The sequence below is a fragment of the Frondihabitans sp. OV104 genome (assembly GCF_057787745.1).
The window spans coordinates 1,059,804-1,077,107 of the sequence record NZ_CM173541.1 but is presented as its reverse complement, the minus strand read 5'-3'; the positions used below and the strand labels follow the sequence as shown (position 1 = coordinate 1,077,107).

Below are 17,304 nucleotides of genomic sequence, written 5' to 3'. Positions count from 1 at the left end.
TTCTAGCCATGCCCACCGTTCTGCAGCTCACCGATGTGTCCGTCGTCCGGGATGGCTCGCCGGTCGTCGACTCCGTCTCCTGGACCGTCGACTCCGACGAGCGCTGGGTGGTGCTCGGCCCCAACGGCGCCGGCAAGACCACCATCCTGCAGATCGCCGCAGCGCAGACGCACCCCTCCTCGGGGTCGGCCGAGATTCTCGGCGAAGACCTCGGCAAGAGCGACCTGTTCGACCTGCGCCCCCGGATCGGCTTCGCCTCGACCACGCTGGCGCGCCGCATCCCGCCGAAAGAGAGTGTCCTCGACGTCGTCCTGACCGCGGCCTACTCGGTGACCGGCCGCTGGAACGAGGAGTACGAGAACGTCGACGTCCGTCGCGCGCAGAGGGTCCTCGACGAGTGGAAGCTCGGCCACCTCGCCGACCGCACGTTCGGCGGCCTCTCCGACGGCGAGCAGAAGCGCGTGCAGATCGCCCGCTCGGTGATGACCGACCCCGAGTTGCTCCTGCTCGACGAGCCGGCCGCGTCGCTTGACCTCGGCGCCCGCGAAGAGCTCCTGCGCATGCTCGGCGGCTACGCCTCGAGCAAGGGCTCACCCGCCATTATCATGGTGACCCACCACGTCGAAGAGATCCCTCAGGGCTTCACCCACGCGCTCCTGCTCGCCAAGGGCCGGATCGTCGCCTCCGGTCCCCTCGACGAGGTCGTCACGGGCACCGCCCTCAGCGACACGTTCGGCCTCGACCTCGCGGTGACCGAGAGCGACGGGCGCTTCACCGCTCGCGCGCGCTAGGTGGTCTCCGATGCCCGGTTCGGGATCGAGCTCTACGAGGCCGACGACCGCGGCCGACCTCAGAGCGGCCGCATCGGCCACGTCTGGAGTCCCGACGCCGAGCTGATCGTGCGCGACGCCGATGGCGCCGTGAACATCGTCGACCCCAGCGGGGCCAACCCCCGGTTCGTCAACTCGTCGATCGCCTCACTTGAGGGCTTTCTCGAGGCGTTCCGCGTGTTCTACCTCGGCGACCGCCCGGCTGTGCCGGCGAAGATGACCGTCGATGAGGCGCGGGCCCGGCTCGCCGCCCTCCACCGCGGCGAGACCCTTGCCGACCCCGTCGCAGCCGCGCCGATCGCCCGGCCCGAGCGCCTTGCGACCCTGCGCCAGACTCTCGGGGCGCAGGATCCGCCCGCGGTCGCCGAGGGCACGTGGTGGGCGCGGATCCTGCGCCGCCCCGAGTTCGACTAGCAGCGCGGCGAGCCCCGCCCATCTGGTATCGTTGACAGCTGTTTGCGCCGTGCATTCGGCCGACATTCCGGGGCTGGCAAAAACCAGTCCGACCACAGACCTTTGAGGAACAGCCATGAAGACCGATACCCACCCCGCGTACAACCCCATCGTGTTCCGCGACCTCGCCTCGGGCGAGACGTTCCTCACGCGCTCCACCGCGACCAGCGACAAGACGATCGAGATCGACGGCGTCACGTACCCCGTCATCGACGTCGAGATCTCGTCGGCTTCGCACCCGTTCTACACGGGCAAGCAGCGCATCCTCGACTCGGCCGGTCGCGTCGAGAAGTTCAACCAGCGCTTCAAGAACTTCGGCAGCAAGTAAGAGGTAGAACTTCGGCGGAGCGCAGGCTCGCCTCGAAGGGCGTCGCACACTCGGTGTGCGGCGCCCTTCGGCGTTTCCGGAGGCGCGCGGCGGCCCGGGCACCACGATCGGGACTCGGCACCACCGCACGAGGCGGTGCGGAGTGCCAATCGTGGCGCGGCGGTGGCGCGGGGGTGGCGCGGCGATGCTACGGAGCGACGGGCGCGGCCACGACGGGAGCGTCGACCGCTGCGACGAGCCGCTCGACGATCTCCTGGCCGGCCATCACGCCGCGGGCGGCGGTGACCTCGAGGTGCGGGAGCGTGATCCCGGCGTCGTGCAGCTCGCCGTGCGCCGGCCGGATCGCCGCGTCAGCGTAGCGCAGCAGGTCGAGATCGAGCAGCGAGTCGCCCGCGGCCACGACCCGATCGGCCCCCGTGCGCGCGGCGATCTCCGCGATTGCGGCGCTCTTCGTCAGCGGCGACGGCACCAGGTAGAGCTTGCGACCCTGAAGCGAGACGGTCCAGCCGCGGGCCTCGCACGCGTCGGTCAGGGCGGAGAGCTCGTCGGCAGGCAGGTTCGCCCGATCGACGATCGCGTAGACGAAGAGCTCTTCGGCATGGTTCAGGCGCAGGAACGCGGGGTGGTCGCCAGGTCGCGGAACGAGCGCCTCGATCTCAGCCAGCGGGGCGCAGGCGTGATCGAGGCGAGCCGCGACGGTCGCCGTCCAGTCGGCATCGGGCTCGCCGCGGTGCAGGATGACGCCGCCGTTCGTCGTGACCGCCCAATCGTGGCGGGCACGGGGGAGCCGCACCCGGCGGTACTGAGCCACCGTGCGCGTGGTGACCGGGACGAAGACACCGCGCTCCGCCAGCCGCTCCAAGCCGTCTTCGGCGTCCCGTGTCAGGTACGACAGAGGGGCACCGTTGTACACCTCGGCCACCGTCAGCAGCGGTGCCTCGGCGTCCGTGCCGTCGAGCATCAGGGCTCCGGCCGAGTAGATCAGCGTGCGGTCGAGGTCGGAGGCGACGATCACGGGCATCAGACGCTGCCCTGCGCCGCGTCCTGCTCGCCATCGGCCAGCGGCTTGATCAGCCCGACGCAGCTGTAGGGCAGGTCGTCGACCTCGACGACGTCGACGCCGCGCTGGCGCGCCAGGAGGAGCACGTGCGCGACGTCGCTGAGGGCATCGGGTCGCACGAGGATCTTCCAGGGCACTCGGCGCAGCAGCACCCGGGTGGTCTCCCCGACGCCGGGCTTCACGAGGTTGACGTCGTCGAGGCCGTACTCGCGCTGCAGCCGCTCGACGGCGGCCCAGCCCTCCCACGTCGGGGTGCGGTCGGTCGAGACCAGCTCGGCGGCGGCCGCCTCGGCGTCGGCGCGCACGGACTCGAAATGCGACTCGACCGCGTCGAGGAAGGCGCGCGACACGTCGCTTCCGGCCAGCTCGGAGTAGAACTTCGCGCCGTGGAACTCCCCGGGGGCGATGAGCTTCTCGCTGTAGACCGTCCGTGAGACGAGGCCCGACACGGTCGAGTTGAGGCAGGCCGACGGGATCAGGTAGTCGTCGCGCGTGCCGAAGGTGCGGACGCAGTGGCCGGGGTCGGCCAGAACGACGAGATCGTCCGAGAAGCGGACTCCGGTATCGGACGCGTGCTGGTCGAGCGCGGCGGTGAGCTCGCGGGCGATGGCGCCCTTGCCGGTCCAGCCGTCGACGAAGACGACGTCGGCGGGGTCGTGGCGCTCGGCCAGCCAGGCGAGGGCGGTCGTGTCGATGCCGACGCCGCGCACGATGCTCATCGTGTAGTGGAAGGGAGCACCGTCAGGCGAATCGGCGCCGTGCGTCCGCGCGATCCAGCGCCGCATCAGGATCCCGATGGGCGTGCCGGCTCGTGCCAGCGACACGAGCACCGGTGGCCGCTCGCGCCCGTCCATGACCAGCTCGGCCGCGACTCCGACGGCGAGGGCGACACGCGCCGCCGAGCGATCGAGAGCCTCGGCGTAGAGCCGCTGGTAGTCGTCGCTCGGCACGTACTCCTGCGGCAGCGACTCCGCGTAGTGCGCCCGACCCGATTGGATGGCCGCCTCGCGGTCGGCGGCGGGGGCCTCGAGCGCGACGCCGCCGAGGTCCTGCAGCAGCCAGCCGACCTCGTCGGGCTCGTACGAGCCGAACGCGGGGCCGCGGAGGGGCTCGAGGGGCATCGACTCGTTCACGGTGTCGCCTTCCACGGTCGCCACGACGACCTCGTCGGCCAGGGCTCTTAGAGCTTCGAGCGGGCCGCCCGGCCGCGACAGCGCATCCAGGGTCGTGCCGGGCTCGGGCATCAGGACGATCCTGTCGAAGCGCTCCCCGCCGGCGGTCAGGTTGTACGCGAAGCGCGGGCCCGGGCCGTCGATGGTGCGGTCGTGCGACGCGAAGCGGGCTGCCGAGCGGACGGCGTACTGCGGATCGTCCACCGGCGCGATCGGAGACCGGGTGGTCGACGAGAACAGCACACCAGGCTGGAGCTGATCCAGAGCGGCTGCGACCTGGACGGGGAACGCCATGTTCTCCTCGGTGGCGAGCACGAGAGTGCGCGCGGCGGGCAGCTCGGCGAGCCGCGCGGCGAGCGAGGCGGCGGCCTCTCGCGACGGTGCGACGCGGAGGGCCGCGGGGGAGCCCGCGCGATCCGACGGCACGCTCGCCGAGATGCTGACACACGCGACATCCGCGAGGGCGCGGGGCGTCGCTGCCGGGGCGACGTCGCCGACGTGCTCGGAGGCTGCGGCAGCGAACCCCTCTGGCAGGTGGATCGAGCCGGCGCCGAGCGAGACGACGTCGACGGCGACCCCGAGCTCCGCGGCCAGGGCGTCGAAGCGGGCGCGGTCGGCGTCGCCGCGCAGGTCGACGAGAGCCGCCACGACGTAGCGCGACTGCGGCTCGAGCGCATGGAGGGCGCGCACGGTGTTGATCGCGGTGGTGCCGGTGCTGAACTCGTCGTCGACGAGCACGACCGTGCCCCGCGGCTTCAGCCAGTCGGCGGCGCTCGGCACGAGGCGGTGGCCCGTGGCGTGGGAGTGCTCCTCCTCGAAACCGGCCACCGGCTCGAGACCGGGCACGGCGCGGCGGGTCGAGTGCAGGTAGTAGGCGCCCAGCTGGTCGGCCACGAGCCGCCCGAGGCCGGTGGCGGTCTCGGCATAGCCCAGAGTGGTCACGGCGGGGTGCAGGAACTCGAGGCGGTGCAGACGGTCACGGAGGTTCCGGAGGCGAGTTCCTGCCCCGGTCAGCTCGTCGGCCAGGTCGCGTGCCAGCCCGGCCCGAGCGGCGGCGTCGCGCCCCTCCAGCCGGTCGGCGACCAGCACGCCGAGCAGCGCTCCCGCCGACTCGACGAGCAGGGGCGGCGTCGGCACGTGCTTCGCCAGGACCGTCGAGACGAGCAGGTGAGCGCGGCGAGGATTGCGGCGGAGCGCCAGCCCGACGAGCGCTTCGACCGGGACCAGGCTGCGGACGGGGTCGGACTCGATGCGGGCTCCGAGGCGGTCGGCGACCCAGCCGCCCGTCCAGACGGGGTCGACGCTCGGGGCGCCGGCAGCGGCGGTCACAGCATGCTCACTTCGAGGAAGTCGACGAAGGTCGCGTCGGCAGCGGCCACGCCGAACGCGTCGGCGCGCTGAAGGGTCTTCTCGGCCCACATCTGGTGCGGCTTCATCTCGTTCATCTTGTTGCGCGACGGGGACGCGGCGACACCGCCGGCCCCGGGCTGGGTGATCGCCGTGGCATCGAGGTACTCCTCGTGGCTGATGACGCTCAGCGCGTGGACGAGCGCGACGTGGGTCGGGTGGATCACCGTCTTGCCGAGGAGGCCGTTGGCGTGGTCGAGCGTGATCTCACGGAGGAGGCCGTCGAAGTTGCGGACGAGCAGCTCGCGGCGGAGAGCCTCCTCGTTGGCCTCTGTGAACGGCGTGAGGCGCAGCTGCGGGCGGAGGAGGCGCTCGGTGTCGGCGTAGTGCTCCCACACCGGCCCCGTGATCACGAAGCCATCGGAGCCACGACCGAGCACGTTGACGATGTCGCCGATGACCGCGGCCACCACCTGGACGTCGTAGATCGTCAGGTCTCGGCCACGACGGAGCCCGAAGACGCTGGACAGATCGGTCGTGCCGATGCGGACGGCCAGGACGTCGTCGCGGTTGTCGAGGAGCACGCGGGCGATCTCGGAGAGCACCTGCGTGCGCGTCTCGGCGTGGATCATCGCGGGGGATTCGAGGATCGGCATGAGCCGCAGCCGGTGGTCGGGGACGAGCCCGCGGTCCGTCACCTCGTGGAGCGCATCGAAGAACCGCTGGGCGTAGCCGTCGTCGTTGCGGAATTTGGGCACGACGAAGCCTGCCAGGACGCTCAGCGCCGCACCCGCGCGCTCGGCCAGCAGCAGGATCTGCTCGGGCGTGCGGACGCGGACGAACAGCAGCGGGAGCTCGCCGCAGCCGTGCAGCTCGACCAGCGTCGAGGCGACGTTGTCTTCGGCGGCGGGAACAGCCGAGTCGGCGATGCTGTCCTCGAGGCACAGCACCATGCTGACGGCGCCCTTCTTCGACTGCTTGATCACCGACGCGGCGAGCCCGGGACGATCGCCCGGCGTGTACAGCGTCGCGCCCAGCGCGGTGGCCAGCAGTCTCGGATCGGAGGAGTGGTGAAGGTCGACCGGCGGTGTGTGGAAGAGGCGGGTCCTGTCGTCGTCGCTCAGGAAGGCGAAATGGCGCATCCCTGATTCTCAACCATTGCCGCTGTGAAAGTCGAAGCGGCGTGTCAGCTCGAAGCCGAACTCCGCGTGAACTTCTGGCGACGCGGCCGCCGTCGCCACCCGGATCTCGACCAGGCCGTCGATCACGAGGACCAGCACGACGACGGGGCCCGGCCCGTCGCCGGTCGCGGTGATCGTCGTCCCGTCGAAGAGGCGGACGCCCAGGCTTCCCGCGGGTGCCCCGACGAAGAGGGCGCGGCGCAGCTCGCGCACGTGCCGCAGCGTGACCACGGCCAGTCGGCCGTCGAACCCGACGAGCGGCCGGTTGCCCGACGTCGCGACGACGGTGCCGACCACATCGCCGGCCGGGGTCTCTGAGCCCGACACTCCGGTGACGGACTCCCACACGGCCGTCTCGACGCCATCGACGAGGAGGCTGCCGATCGAGGAGCGCAGCACGTCGAGGCGGACGACGGGGTTCTCGGCGTCGAGCTCGGCGATGCGCGACGGCATCGGGGCAGGGAAGAGGCGGGCGCCGGGGGCGAGAGCGGGTGTCCGCAGCGGGCCGCGGGCGGGCGCGGCCGGCGGGGCGGGCGGCGTCGGGGCTGTCGGCGCGAGCGAGAGGCCGGCAGACGGCGCGGACACGGGCCGGACGGCAGGGGGGCCCGCGGGAGCGCTCGTCGAAGCCGAGCGAGGTGGGACCCTCCGCTTCAAGAACGGCAGGTCTGTGCGGACGACGGGCATACGACGGCCGCCGTCAGACCGTCACGGCGAAGTCGTCGGCGACGCCCTTCAGCCCGGTCGTGTAGCCCTGGCCGAGGGCGCGGAACTTCCATTCGTCGCGATGGCGGTAGAGCTCGCCGAAGATCATCGCGTTGATCGAGCGGTTCTCGATGCTGTTCAGGTCGAAGCGCACGAGCTCGGAGCCGTCGGGCCTCGCCACGCGGATGTGAGCCGAGCGGACGGCCGAGAAGGTGCCCGGGCCGCGCACGTCGGGGTCGACGTAGACGATGAAGACGATGCGCGACACCGTGGCCGGCACGGAGATCAGGTCGACGTCGATCTGCTCGTCGTCGTCGCCGCCGATGAAGGCCACCGATGCATCCTGCGACTGGATCTGGTTGAAGTAGACGAGGTGCTCGTTCGACAGCGCCTTGCCGTCGGATCCGACGAGGAGCGCCATCGGGGTGATCTCGGACTGCGGGCCGCGCGACGGGATGACGTCCCAGCCGAGCCCGACGAGCACCTGATCCAGGCCGGGGTTCTCGGCGGTGAGAGAGGCGTTGCCGCCGGCGACGATGCCTGCCATCAGACCGTCCCCGCGTCTGCCGGACGCTGGAGGGTCAGCTCGGGAGACACCTCGTCGAACTTTGAGGCGAGGAAGCGCCCGTGCGTCGACAGCTCGGCGATGGCGTGCGTGCGGATCTGGTTGAGGAGGTCGCGGATGGTCTCCTCGAGCAGCCGGAGCTGGTCGACGAGGATTCCGGTCGCGCGCGTGGACTGCTGGCGGTCGGCCTCCGGGAGGCTCAGGTAGCCGCGCACGGGCGTCGGCAGGTAGTCGCGGACCATGGCGTCGAGCAGGTAGCGCTGCTCGGTCGATGCGTCCTCCGCGACAGCGGCCTGCACCACGACATGGAGGAGGTCGTCGATCTGACCGAGCTGCGATGAGACGAGCGTCGGCAGGTCGCGCCCCGAGCGTCGGACGAAGACCCGGAACTCGTCCAGGGCTCGAGCCGTCTGCTCGGCCTCGGACTCGACGGCCGCGGGCGGCCTCGCATCGTCGACGGGCACCGCGGGGCGACCGAAGATGGACTCGACGAATCGGCGCATCGGCGGTGACTTCTTTCTGGAGGAGGGGGAGGAGCAGGTCAGGAGCGGCCGATGGCGCTCTGAGTGCTCTGCTCGGTTCCTTCGCTCTGACGGCTGCGCTCGAGGTAGGGGCGCGCCTTCTGGATGCCGGTCTCGAGCGCCTGGACGGTGCCCTCCATGTTCTTCGCCGCCTGGGCGCGGAACGTGTCGATCGAGTCCATGGTGGCGAAGACGTTGTCGAACGCCTTCTGCAGGGTCTCGACGCTGACGCCGGAGCTCGCCGCCTGCTCGTGGATGCGAGTGGTCTGATCGCGCAGCATCTCGCTGGTCTGCAGGATCATGTTGTTCGTCGTCGTGTTGATGGCGTCGATCTGATCGAGCACCATCTTCTGGTTGGCGAGGGCCTGAGCGACGATGACGGCCGTGCGGAGCGCCGCGATGGTGGTGGTACGCGCCCGGTCGACGCCCTTGATCAGCTCGACGTTGTTCTTGCGGATGAGGTCCATCGCCAGATAGCCCTGCACCGAGACCGCGAGCTGCGTCAGGATGTCCTGGTGACGCTGGCGGACGGCGAACAGCACGTCGGACTCCAGCTTCGACGCCTCGTCGATCTTGCCCGACGAACGCAGCTGGTCGATCTTCTCGACGGTCGCCGCATCGAGCGCCTTCGCGAAGACGGCGTACTCGCTGAGCTGCTGCATGGTCTCCCACAGCTGCACCTTCTCACCCGCGAGCGACGCGTTGTCTTTCAGAAGCTCGTCCTGACCCGACATCAGCGACTTGATGATCGCGTCGAGCTGCGTCTGCGCCGACTCGTACTTCTGGAAGTACTTGGCCAGCTTGTTGCCGCCCGGGATGAACCCCAGGATCTTGCGCCCGACGCCCAGGTCGGCCTGGTTCGGCGTGAGGTCTTCGACCGTCGACCGGAGCTGGCCGAGCGTGCTCGCCACCTTGACCTGCGAGCTGTTGCCGCCGCGCTTCGCCCCGGCCACCGACGTGGAGCTGCGCTCGAGCATGCGCGACGAGAAGTTGCTCGAGGTCGACATCTCCGTGCCGGCGATGGCCGAGATGCCTTCGACCTTCGTCGTGAACTCCGGGCTGCGAGCGTCGAGCGAGGAGACTTCGTCGACGAACTCCCGAGCCTGGCGCTGGATCTCGGCCTGGCGGTCCGCGGGGACCGGCACCATGCCGGGGGCGTCGTCGGCCTGCACGATCTCGGGCGCGTCGGGAGCGCGCAGGACGAGGTCGGCGCCCTGGTCGGACGAGTCGGGGGGAGTCAGGGGAGTGGCCATGCTTGATCCTCGCAGAAAGGGTGGTGGTGGGCTATGCGCTATCAGCCGAAGGAGACGCCGAAGTCGCCGGCGATGCCGGCGAGGCCGGTGGTGTAGCCCTGGCCGACGGCCTTGAACTTCCATTCTTCGCCGTTGCGGTACACCTCGGCGAAGACCATGGCGGTCTCGGGCGCGGCGTCCTCGCTGAGGTCGAAGCGGACGATCTCGGTGCCGTCCTGGTCGACGACGCGGCAGTACGCCGCGCGGACCTGGCCGAAGTTCTGACGGCGCTCGTCGGCCTTGTCGATCGACACGGCGATGACGACGCGCTCGACGTCGGACTCGACGCTGCGAAGATCGACGGAGATCTGCTCGTCGTCGCCGTCGCCGTCACCGGTGCGGTTGTCGCCGAGGTGGACGACCGAGCCGTTCGCCGACTGCTTCTGGTTGTAGAAGATGAAGTCGGCCGACGAGCGGACCTTCCCGGAGGCGCTGACGAGGAGCGCCGACGCGTCGAGGTCGAACGCCTCGCCCGAGGTGGTGCGGGGGTCCCAGCCCAGGCCGACGGTCGCGATGGTGAGGCCGGGGCTGGTCTTGGTGAGGGAGAGGTTGTTGCCCTTTTCGAGGGTGAGTCCTGCCATGGGATGCTCCTGAGTCGTGTCGGGGATCGGGTGTCGGGTCGTAGATCGGGTGTCGGGTCGGGGATCGGGTGTCGGGTCGTACGGGGTCGGGTGGAGCGGGTCGTCAGTCGAGGACGATGCCGAAGTCGGTGGCGATTCCGCGCAGCCCGGTCACGTAACCCTGGCCCACGGCCCTGAACTTCCACTCCGCGCCGTTGCGGTAGATCTCGGAGAAGATCATGGCGGTCTCGGCAGCGGCGTCTTCGCTGAGGTCGTAGCGGACGATCTCGGAGTCGGTGTCCTCGTTGACGACGCGGCAGAACGCGTCGCGCACCTGGCCGAAGTTCTGGCCGCGCACGTCGCCCTGATCGATGGTGACGGTGATCACGATGCGCTGCACATCGGCCTCGACCAGGCTGAGGTCGATGAGGATCTGCTCGTCGTCGCCGTCGCCCTCGCCGGTGCGGTTGTCGCCCTGATGCACGACCGAGCCGTTCGGCGTCTGCAGCTGGTTGTAGAAGATGAAGTCGTCGTTCGACCGCACCTTGCCGTTCGCGCCGATCAGGAGCGCCGACGCGTCCAGGTCGAAGTCGGTGCCGCTGGTCGTCCGGGGATCCCAGCCAAGACCGACCATCGCGCGGGTGAGGCCGGGGTCGGCCTTCGTGAGCGAGAGGTTGTTGCCCTTGGTCAGAGACAGGCTTGCCATCGTGTTGCCTTTCTACGTGTGCGGGTGAGGTTCAGAGTGCCTGGGCGGCCGGATCGACGAGGTCGAGCACCGAACGGCCGGTAGCGCGGTTGCCGATGGCCGTGAACGCCCAGCCGGAGCCCTCGCGCGACACCTTCGCCATGATCATGGCGGTGTGCGTTCCGGCGTCGGTCAGCTCGTACCGGGCGACCTCGGGGGTGCCGGCGGTGGAGTCGTCGACGAGGCGGCAGAAGGCGTTCTCGACCTGATCGAAGGTCTGGCCGCTGTAGCTCGAGATCACGAACACGATCTGCGCGACGGCGGGAGAGACGGCGGACAGGTCGACGAGGATGACCTCGTCGTCGCCGTCGCCGGCGCCGGTCAGGTTGTCGCCGGTGTGCTTCGCCGAGCCGTCCTTGCTGGCGAGCTGCTTGAACCAGACCTTGTCGAGGAGCTGGCCCTGGGCGTCGAAGAAGATCGCCGAGGCGTCGAGGTCGACCTCGGCCGCCTTGCCGCGACCGAAGAGGCCGCGCTTCACCGGCGCGGCGCTGTCCCAGCCGAGGCCCATGCGGACCTTGCTCAGCGCGCCGCCGTCGTTCTTGGTCAGCGACAGCGTCTGTCCTTTGGAGAGGCTCAGGCCCATGGGTGGATCTCCTTTGATTTCGGTGGTTCGGTTTCGATGCTTCGGTGCAGCGTGATGCCGTCGGTTCGCCGCGTCAGGCGGAGACCGACTCGGGGATCGTCGGCGCCTCTGCCGCGATGCGGCGGTTGCGCATGATGGAGGTGATGAAGGCGGCCAGGATGAAGAGCACGCCCACCAGGCCGGTGACTACCTCGCTCACCTCGGTCGTGATGGTGACGAGCAGGATCACGGACAGCGCGCCGATCGCCCAGTGCGCGCCGTGGTCGAGGTAGACGAACTCATCCAGCGTGCCCTGGCGCACCAGGAACACCGTCAGCGACCGGACGAAGATCGCGCCGATGAGGCCGAGGCCGAGCGCGATGATGATCGGGTCGGAGGTGATGGCGAACGCGCCGATGACGCCGTCGAACGAGAACGAGGCGTCGATGACCTCGAGGTAGAGGAAGAGCAGGAACGCGGCCTTGCCGACGACCTTGCCGAGCTCCCGGTTGCCGCCGCCGACGCGACCGGCGCGCTTCTCGATCGACTCGGCGTCGAGCTCGCCCTCGCCGTTCTCCTCTTCGACGTCGTCGTCGCCGACATCGAACAGGTCGCCGAGGCCGTTGACCAGGAAGTACAGGATCATTCCCGCGATGCCCGCTATCAGCACGATCGTCTGCTTGTCGCCGGCGGCGAGCGATGCGAGCACGAGGGCCGCGAGGCCGACGATGACGGAGGCGGCGTTGATGCTGCCGATCTTCGCCAGGGGCTTCTCGAGGAAGCCGATCCAGCGGATCTCGCGCTCTTCGAACATGAAGTCGAGGAAGATCATCAGCAGGAAGATGCCGCCGAACGCCGCGATCTGCGGGTGCGCGTCGTGGAGGATGTATGCGTAGGTGCCGGGTGTGTCGATCGGGCCCTTCTCGAGCGCGAGCTGAACGGCCTCGACCGGGTTGAGGCCCGATGTCACCGACACGATGATCAGCGGGAACAGGATCCGCATGCCGAGGACAGCGATGAGGATGCCGACCGTCAGGAAGATGCGCTGCCAGAACGGGCTCATCCTCTCGAGGATGCGAGCGTTCACGACCGCGTTGTCGAAGCTGAGGCTGATCTCCAGGACGCCCAGGATGGCGGCGACGGCGAGACCGGCAGGGCCGCCGTAGGCGAGTGCGATGCCGAGGGCGATGACGGTGATCACCATGGACCACCCGAACGTCTTCAAGAACAAGGCTGCGAAGCCCCCCAGGTCTGTCGATGCACGGGACGGCTGTCGCCCCGTGCATCGATATTACAGATGCCTTCCTGTGCGGTGCTGTGGAGTCGGTTCAACGGCGCCGGTGAGTCGCCCCCGGGTGGCTGTCGGGAAGCCGGTCGCCGGCTCCGAGCAGGCGGTCGCGCATCGTGCCGCCGCGCGGGGTCTCGGGAAGGAGCCCTCGCTGTCGGAGCACGGGCATGACCGTGTCGATGAAGTCGCGGTAGGTGTCCATGCCGCCGTAGGTGTACTCGATCAGGAAGCCGTCGACGTCGGCCACCTCGACGAAGCGCTGCATCTCGTCGGCGATCTGCTCGGGCGTGCCGGTCAGGCGCGGACCGCCGATCGACGTGGTGATGCGGTCGAGGATCTCGGCCACCGTCGGGCTCTCGTCGCCGCGCTGGAACATGCCCAGCATCGACTGGCCGACCTCGGTCGTGACCTCGGCGAGCGTCTGGTCGAGGTCGAACTTCATCAGGTCGACGCCGCTCCAGCCCATGAAGAGCGCCGCGGCCGCCTCTCGCGAGGGCGTCGAGTCGAGCGAGGCGCGAGCCGCGAGGGCCTCCTCCTCGGTGTCGGCGACGACGATCGAGACGGCGTCCATGATGCGGACCGAGTCGGCCGAGCGGCCGTTCGCGACGGCGCGGGCCCGGAGGTCGCGCACCGTCGCCGCGGCCTGGTCGATGTCGCGGTCCTGGATGAACACGCACTCGGCGAAGCGGCCAGCGAAGGCGCGCCCGGCCGACGAGGTGCCCGCCTGGAGCAGGAGCGGCGTCCGCTGCACCGACGGGGTCGCCGGGTAGTAGCCGTCGAGGTGGAAGTACTCGCCGTCGTGCCTGATCCGGTGCACCTTGGCGGGATCGGCGAAGGTCCGCGTGGCCTTGTCGTTCACGATCGCGTCGTCCTCCCAGGCCCCCTCCCAGAGCTTGAAAGAGAGATCCAGGAACTCCGTGGCCCGACGGTACCTCTCGTCATGAGGGGTCACCTCCCGCTGGCCCAGCAGCTTGACCAGCCCAACCTGGTTGTCGCTCGTGACGACGTTCCACGCCACGCGCCCCTTCGTGAGGTGATCGAGCGTCGTGAACGCGCGGGCGTTGAGGTACGGCTGCTGCGCCGTCGTCGACGCCGTGATGACGAAGCCCAGCCGGTCGACGGTGGCCGCGAGTCCGGACACGATGGTCATGGGATCGTGGACGGGAAACTGGACCGCCTCGCGGATCACGACCTCCGGCACGTCGTCGCCGCTCATCGGGTAGCCGATCGCCTCGGCGAAGAACAGGAAGTCGAAGCCGGCCGCGTCCAGCTCTCGCGCCATCTCCTGCCAGTACTCGAGCGTGGCGAAGCCGCTCGTGTCGCCCTTCTCGTGGTGCCAGGCGTTGCTGATGAAGTTGGGGGTCAGCTCCTCGAAGGCGCCGAGGAAGATCTGCTTGGTCACGGGGGCTCCTGCCGGGTCGTGCGGGTTGATAACAAAGAGTTATCACATTCGACCGGCGAGGCGCTACGGTCGAGGCATGGGAACTCCCGACGAGCTGCAGGCCGAGATCGGCCAGGCCGTCCGCGCCGAGCGGACCCGGCGCGGCTGGAGCATGCGCGAGCTCGCCGGGCGCGCCGGGGTGTCGCAGCCGTTCCTGTCGAATGTCGAGAACGCCCGGATCTACCCGAGCGTGCCGACCCTGTACGCGCTGGCCTCGGCGCTCGAGGTGCAGCCCTCCGATCTGCTGCCCGGCACCTACTCGCGACACGAGCCGCTGCACCTCCCCGCGAGCGAAGGCTCGACGGGGTCGGCCCGGCTCATCGCCGGCGGGCCCGGCTCCGCCCTCGAGTCGTATCTGTTCGAACTCGCCCCGGGGCACGTCGACGAGCCGGCGTACGCGCACGAGGGCGAGGACGTCGTTCACGTGATCGAGGGGACGCTCGACGTCACCGTCGGCGAGGACGCGCCGGTGCGCCTCGTCGCGGGGGAGTCCTTCTGGCACGAGGCGACCGCGCCGCACGCCTGGCGGGTGCCGGACGACGCGCCCGCCGTGACACGCGTGCTGCTCGTCAGCGGCGGGAAAGGCTGACGGCGCAGGGCCGGACGTACGCTACGGCCGCGCTGGGCCGGACGTGCGCTACGGCCGCGCAGGGCCGGACGTACGCTACGGCCGCGCAGGCCAGTCGCCCGACGCGGTGAACGTCGGGTCTTTGCGCCGCATGTACTCCTGGAAGCTCGCTGCCTGGTCGGCGCACCAGCCCACCTGGAGCGTGTGGAGGTCGGGGGCGGGGACGTCGAGCGTGTCGAGGTGGCGGCGAGCCATCGCCTGAGCGACGCGGCCGGCGGCGATCGCATCGGCTCCGGCGTCGTGGGCGTCGGTGAGGACGACGTCGTAGTACGCGGCGGCGGCCTCGAGCGTCCGCTTGCCCTTGCGGTACCTGTCGACGGCCTTGTCGATGACGAGCGGGTCGATGACGCAGGCGCCCGCGGCGAGCGCGTCGGCCAGCGGCTCGAGGCCGTGGCGCTTGGCCTCGCGGTCGAGCACGGTGAGGTCGTAGGGGGCGTTGTAGATGACGAGCGGCACGCCTCGCTCGAAGACGGCGCGCAGGGCGGCGATGATCTCGGCCACGACCTCGACGGCAGGCCGCCCCTCGGCCCGGGCGCGCTCGGTGGTGACGCCGTGCACGGCTGCGGCCTGCTCGGGGATCTCGACACCGGGGTCGGCGATCCACTCGCCGTGGGCGATGGACTCGCCCGTGGAGTCGATGATGCCGACGTGCGCGGTCACGATGCGGGCGGTCTCGACGTCGATACCCGTGGTCTCGAGGTCGAACACGCCGAGGCCGTCCCACCAGCGGACGGGGACGGGGCCGACTGCAGCTTCACTCACACGGACAGCCTACGAGAGGCCGCCGACATCACTCGCCAGGGGCGACCGGGGTCGTGGGCTCCGAGGTCGACGACACCGGGATCGACGACGGCGGCAGCGCGGGAACGGGTGCCGGCCCGACGTGCAGCCAGAAGAAGGCCTGCGTGCCGAGCGTCAGGGTGACGTTGCCCTCCGCGTCGAAGCTCGGGAACGCCCCGCCCGCGAACAGGTCGGTGAGGGTGCGGCCGGCCAGCTCGGGAGCGGAGACGGTGACGGACACCGGGTTGTGCGCGAACGAGAACACGCACAGCACCTCCTCGGCGGCGTCGCCGAAGTCGGTGCCCGACCCCTGGTACGAGCGGACGAAGGCGAGAGTCGACCCGTGGTTCGTGCCGAGCACCTCCATGGTGCCGAGCCCGAACGTGGGATGGGCCTTGCGCACGTGGATGACGTTGCGGATCCAGTGCAGCAGGGAGCGCGACTGAGCCAGCTGGCTCTCGACGTTCACCAGCGAGTAGTTGTACACGAGCGACTGGACGACCGGCAGGTACAGCTTGCCCGGGTCGGCCGTCGAGAAGCCGGCGTTGCGGTCGGGCGTCCACTGCATCGGCGTGCGCGACGCGTCGCGGTCGTTGAGCCAGATGTTGTCGCCCATGCCGATCTCGTCGCCGTAATACAGGAACGGCGAGCCCTTCAGGGCGAAGAGGAGCGCGTGGGCGAGCTCCAGCTCGGCGCGCGAGTTGTCGAGAAGCGGCGCCAGGCGCCGGCGGATGCCGATGTTCGATCGCATCCGCGGGTCGTAGGCGTACCAGCCGTACATGGCCTGGCGATACTCCTCGCTGACCATCTCGAGCGTGAGCTCGTCGTGGTTGCGGAGGAACACCCCCCACCCCGCGCTCTCGGGAACGTCGGTCGTCTCGGACAGGATCCGCTTGAGCTCGCCGGCGTCCTGCGAGCGCAGCGAGTAGAAGATGCGCGGCATGACCGGGAAGTCGAACGCCATGTGGCACTCGGGCTCGTCGTCGGTGCCGAAGAACGCCGCCACCTCGCGGGGCCACTGGTTGGCCTCGGCGATCATGATGCGGCCGGGGTACTCCTCATCGACCATCGTGCGGAGCCTCTTGACGAACTCGTGGGTCGCGGGCTCGCCCTCGCCGTTGCCGTCGTCGGACTGGTAGAGGTACGGGATCGCGTCCAGGCGGATCCCGTCGACGCCGAGATCGAGCCAGTGCCGGATCACGTCGTAGACGGCCTCGTGCACCTTCGGGTTCTCGAAGTTGAGGTCGGGCTGGTGCGAGAAGAACCGGTGGAAGAAGAACTGACGGCGCACGGGGTCGAACGTCCAGTTGCTCTCCTCGGTGTCGACGAAGATGATGCGGATGTTCTCGTACTTCTCGTCGGTGTCGCTCCACGTGTAGAAGTCGCCGTACGGGCCGTCGGGGTCTTCGCGCGACTGCTTGAACCACTCGTGCTGGTCGGACGTGTGGTTGATCACCATGTCGATGACGATGCGCATGTTGCGCTCGTGGGCCTTGGTGACGAGGTCGCGGAACTCGTCGAGGGTTCCGAACTCGGGGAGGATCGCCTTGTAGTCCGAGATGTCGTAGCCGCCGTCGCGCAGGGGCGACTGGAAGAACGGCGGCATCCAGAGGCAGTCGATGCCGAGCCACTGCAGGTAGTCGAGCCGCGACGAGAGCCCGGCGATGTCGCCCGCCCCGTCGCCGTTGCTGTCGACGAACGAGCGGACCATGACCTCGTAGAACACGCTCCGCCGATACCACTGCGGGTCGAGGGTGAGTCCGGGCGTCTGGATGGGGGCAGTGAAGCTCACCGTTCTCCTTCGATCGCTAGCCGGCGCGGGCCCCGGCAGGTGGGCCCACTCTATGAC

At 69.7% G+C, this 17,304-nt stretch carries 18 protein-coding genes; 4 read left to right on the top strand and 14 right to left on the bottom strand.

Annotation, left to right across the window (positions count from 1 at the left end; genetic code table 11):
- Positions 1-8 precede the first annotated feature (8 nt).
- The 3 genes from AC3CBB_RS05100 to AC3CBB_RS05090 all read left to right on the top strand — a co-directional run bounded on the left by AC3CBB_RS05100 (position 9) and on the right by AC3CBB_RS05090 (position 1,611).
- A complete protein-coding gene (locus tag AC3CBB_RS05100) occupies positions 9-791 on the top strand; it encodes an ABC transporter ATP-binding protein (protein ID WP_488626231.1) in 783 nt (260 codons plus the stop codon).
- A complete protein-coding gene (locus AC3CBB_RS05095) occupies positions 792-1,244 on the top strand; it encodes an SUKH-4 family immunity protein (RefSeq protein ID WP_488626230.1) in 453 nt (150 codons plus the stop codon).
- Positions 1,245-1,359: 115 nt separating this feature from the next.
- Entirely contained in the window at positions 1,360-1,611 is a 252-nt protein-coding gene (locus tag AC3CBB_RS05090) for a type B 50S ribosomal protein L31 (protein WP_123504521.1), read from the top strand.
- 187 nt (positions 1,612-1,798) lie between these two features.
- Here AC3CBB_RS05090 and AC3CBB_RS05085 read toward each other — a convergent pair whose 3' ends face one another.
- The 12 genes from AC3CBB_RS05085 to AC3CBB_RS05030 form a co-directional block, all read right to left on the bottom strand.
- A complete protein-coding gene (locus AC3CBB_RS05085; protein ID WP_488626229.1) occupies positions 1,799-2,632 on the bottom strand; it encodes an HAD family hydrolase in 834 nt (277 codons plus the stop codon).
- The gene (locus AC3CBB_RS05080) at positions 2,632-5,172 is read right to left on the bottom strand and encodes a phosphoribosyltransferase domain-containing protein (protein WP_488626228.1); all 2,541 of its coding nucleotides are present in this window, start codon (positions 5,170-5,172) and stop codon (positions 2,632-2,634) included. Before AC3CBB_RS05080 ends, AC3CBB_RS05085 begins: the two co-directional genes overlap by 1 nt.
- Positions 5,169-6,332, bottom strand: coding sequence for an HpcH/HpaI aldolase/citrate lyase family protein (locus AC3CBB_RS05075; RefSeq protein ID WP_488626227.1), 1,164 nt, complete (start codon positions 6,330-6,332; stop codon positions 5,169-5,171). Before AC3CBB_RS05075 ends, AC3CBB_RS05080 begins: the two co-directional genes overlap by 4 nt.
- A gap of 9 nt (positions 6,333-6,341) precedes the next feature.
- Positions 6,342-6,956 carry a hypothetical protein gene (locus AC3CBB_RS05070; protein WP_488626226.1) on the bottom strand — a complete coding sequence of 205 codons (615 nt, stop codon included), beginning with the start codon at positions 6,954-6,956 and terminating at the stop codon, positions 6,342-6,344.
- Positions 6,957-7,068: 112 nt separating this feature from the next.
- A complete protein-coding gene (locus tag AC3CBB_RS05065) occupies positions 7,069-7,620 on the bottom strand; it encodes a TerD family protein (protein ID WP_123504517.1) in 552 nt (183 codons plus the stop codon).
- Entirely contained in the window at positions 7,620-8,141 is a 522-nt protein-coding gene (locus tag AC3CBB_RS05060) for a hypothetical protein (RefSeq protein WP_123504516.1), read from the bottom strand. Before AC3CBB_RS05060 ends, AC3CBB_RS05065 begins: the two co-directional genes overlap by 1 nt.
- Before the next feature lie 38 nt (positions 8,142-8,179).
- The gene (locus tag AC3CBB_RS05055) at positions 8,180-9,412 is read right to left on the bottom strand and encodes a toxic anion resistance protein (protein ID WP_123504515.1); all 1,233 of its coding nucleotides are present in this window, start codon (positions 9,410-9,412) and stop codon (positions 8,180-8,182) included.
- A gap of 41 nt (positions 9,413-9,453) precedes the next feature.
- On the bottom strand, positions 9,454-10,032 hold the full coding sequence (locus AC3CBB_RS05050; RefSeq protein ID WP_123504514.1) for a TerD family protein: 579 nt from the start codon (positions 10,030-10,032) through the stop codon (positions 9,454-9,456).
- 103 nt (positions 10,033-10,135) lie between these two features.
- Entirely contained in the window at positions 10,136-10,717 is a 582-nt protein-coding gene (locus tag AC3CBB_RS05045; RefSeq protein WP_488626225.1) for a TerD family protein, read from the bottom strand.
- Positions 10,718-10,748: 31 nt separating this feature from the next.
- The gene (locus AC3CBB_RS05040; RefSeq protein WP_123504512.1) at positions 10,749-11,339 is read right to left on the bottom strand and encodes a TerD family protein; all 591 of its coding nucleotides are present in this window, start codon (positions 11,337-11,339) and stop codon (positions 10,749-10,751) included.
- Between the two features lie 73 nt (positions 11,340-11,412).
- Positions 11,413-12,543, bottom strand: a complete 1,131-nt coding sequence (locus AC3CBB_RS05035) for a DUF475 domain-containing protein (protein WP_370454029.1) — start codon at positions 12,541-12,543, stop codon at positions 11,413-11,415.
- Positions 12,544-12,646: 103 nt separating this feature from the next.
- Positions 12,647-14,008, bottom strand: a complete 1,362-nt coding sequence (locus AC3CBB_RS05030; RefSeq protein ID WP_488626224.1) for an NtaA/DmoA family FMN-dependent monooxygenase — start codon at positions 14,006-14,008, stop codon at positions 12,647-12,649.
- 76 nt (positions 14,009-14,084) lie between these two features.
- Here AC3CBB_RS05030 and AC3CBB_RS05025 point away from each other — a divergent pair, with 76 nt between their 5' ends.
- Positions 14,085-14,636 (top strand): helix-turn-helix domain-containing protein, encoded by a 552-nt coding sequence (locus AC3CBB_RS05025; RefSeq protein ID WP_488626223.1) that lies wholly within the window; start codon positions 14,085-14,087, stop codon positions 14,634-14,636.
- 75 nt (positions 14,637-14,711) lie between these two features.
- Here the strand turns inward: AC3CBB_RS05025 and AC3CBB_RS05020 are convergent, their stop codons facing one another.
- Both AC3CBB_RS05020 and treS read right to left on the bottom strand, forming a co-directional pair.
- A complete protein-coding gene (locus tag AC3CBB_RS05020) occupies positions 14,712-15,437 on the bottom strand; it encodes an exonuclease domain-containing protein (RefSeq protein WP_488626222.1) in 726 nt (241 codons plus the stop codon).
- A 28-nt stretch (positions 15,438-15,465) separates the two neighbouring features.
- Positions 15,466-17,247 carry a maltose alpha-D-glucosyltransferase gene (gene treS, locus AC3CBB_RS05015; RefSeq protein WP_488626221.1) on the bottom strand — a complete coding sequence of 594 codons (1,782 nt, stop codon included), beginning with the start codon at positions 17,245-17,247 and terminating at the stop codon, positions 15,466-15,468.
- Between the last annotated feature and the right edge of the window lie 57 nt (positions 17,248-17,304).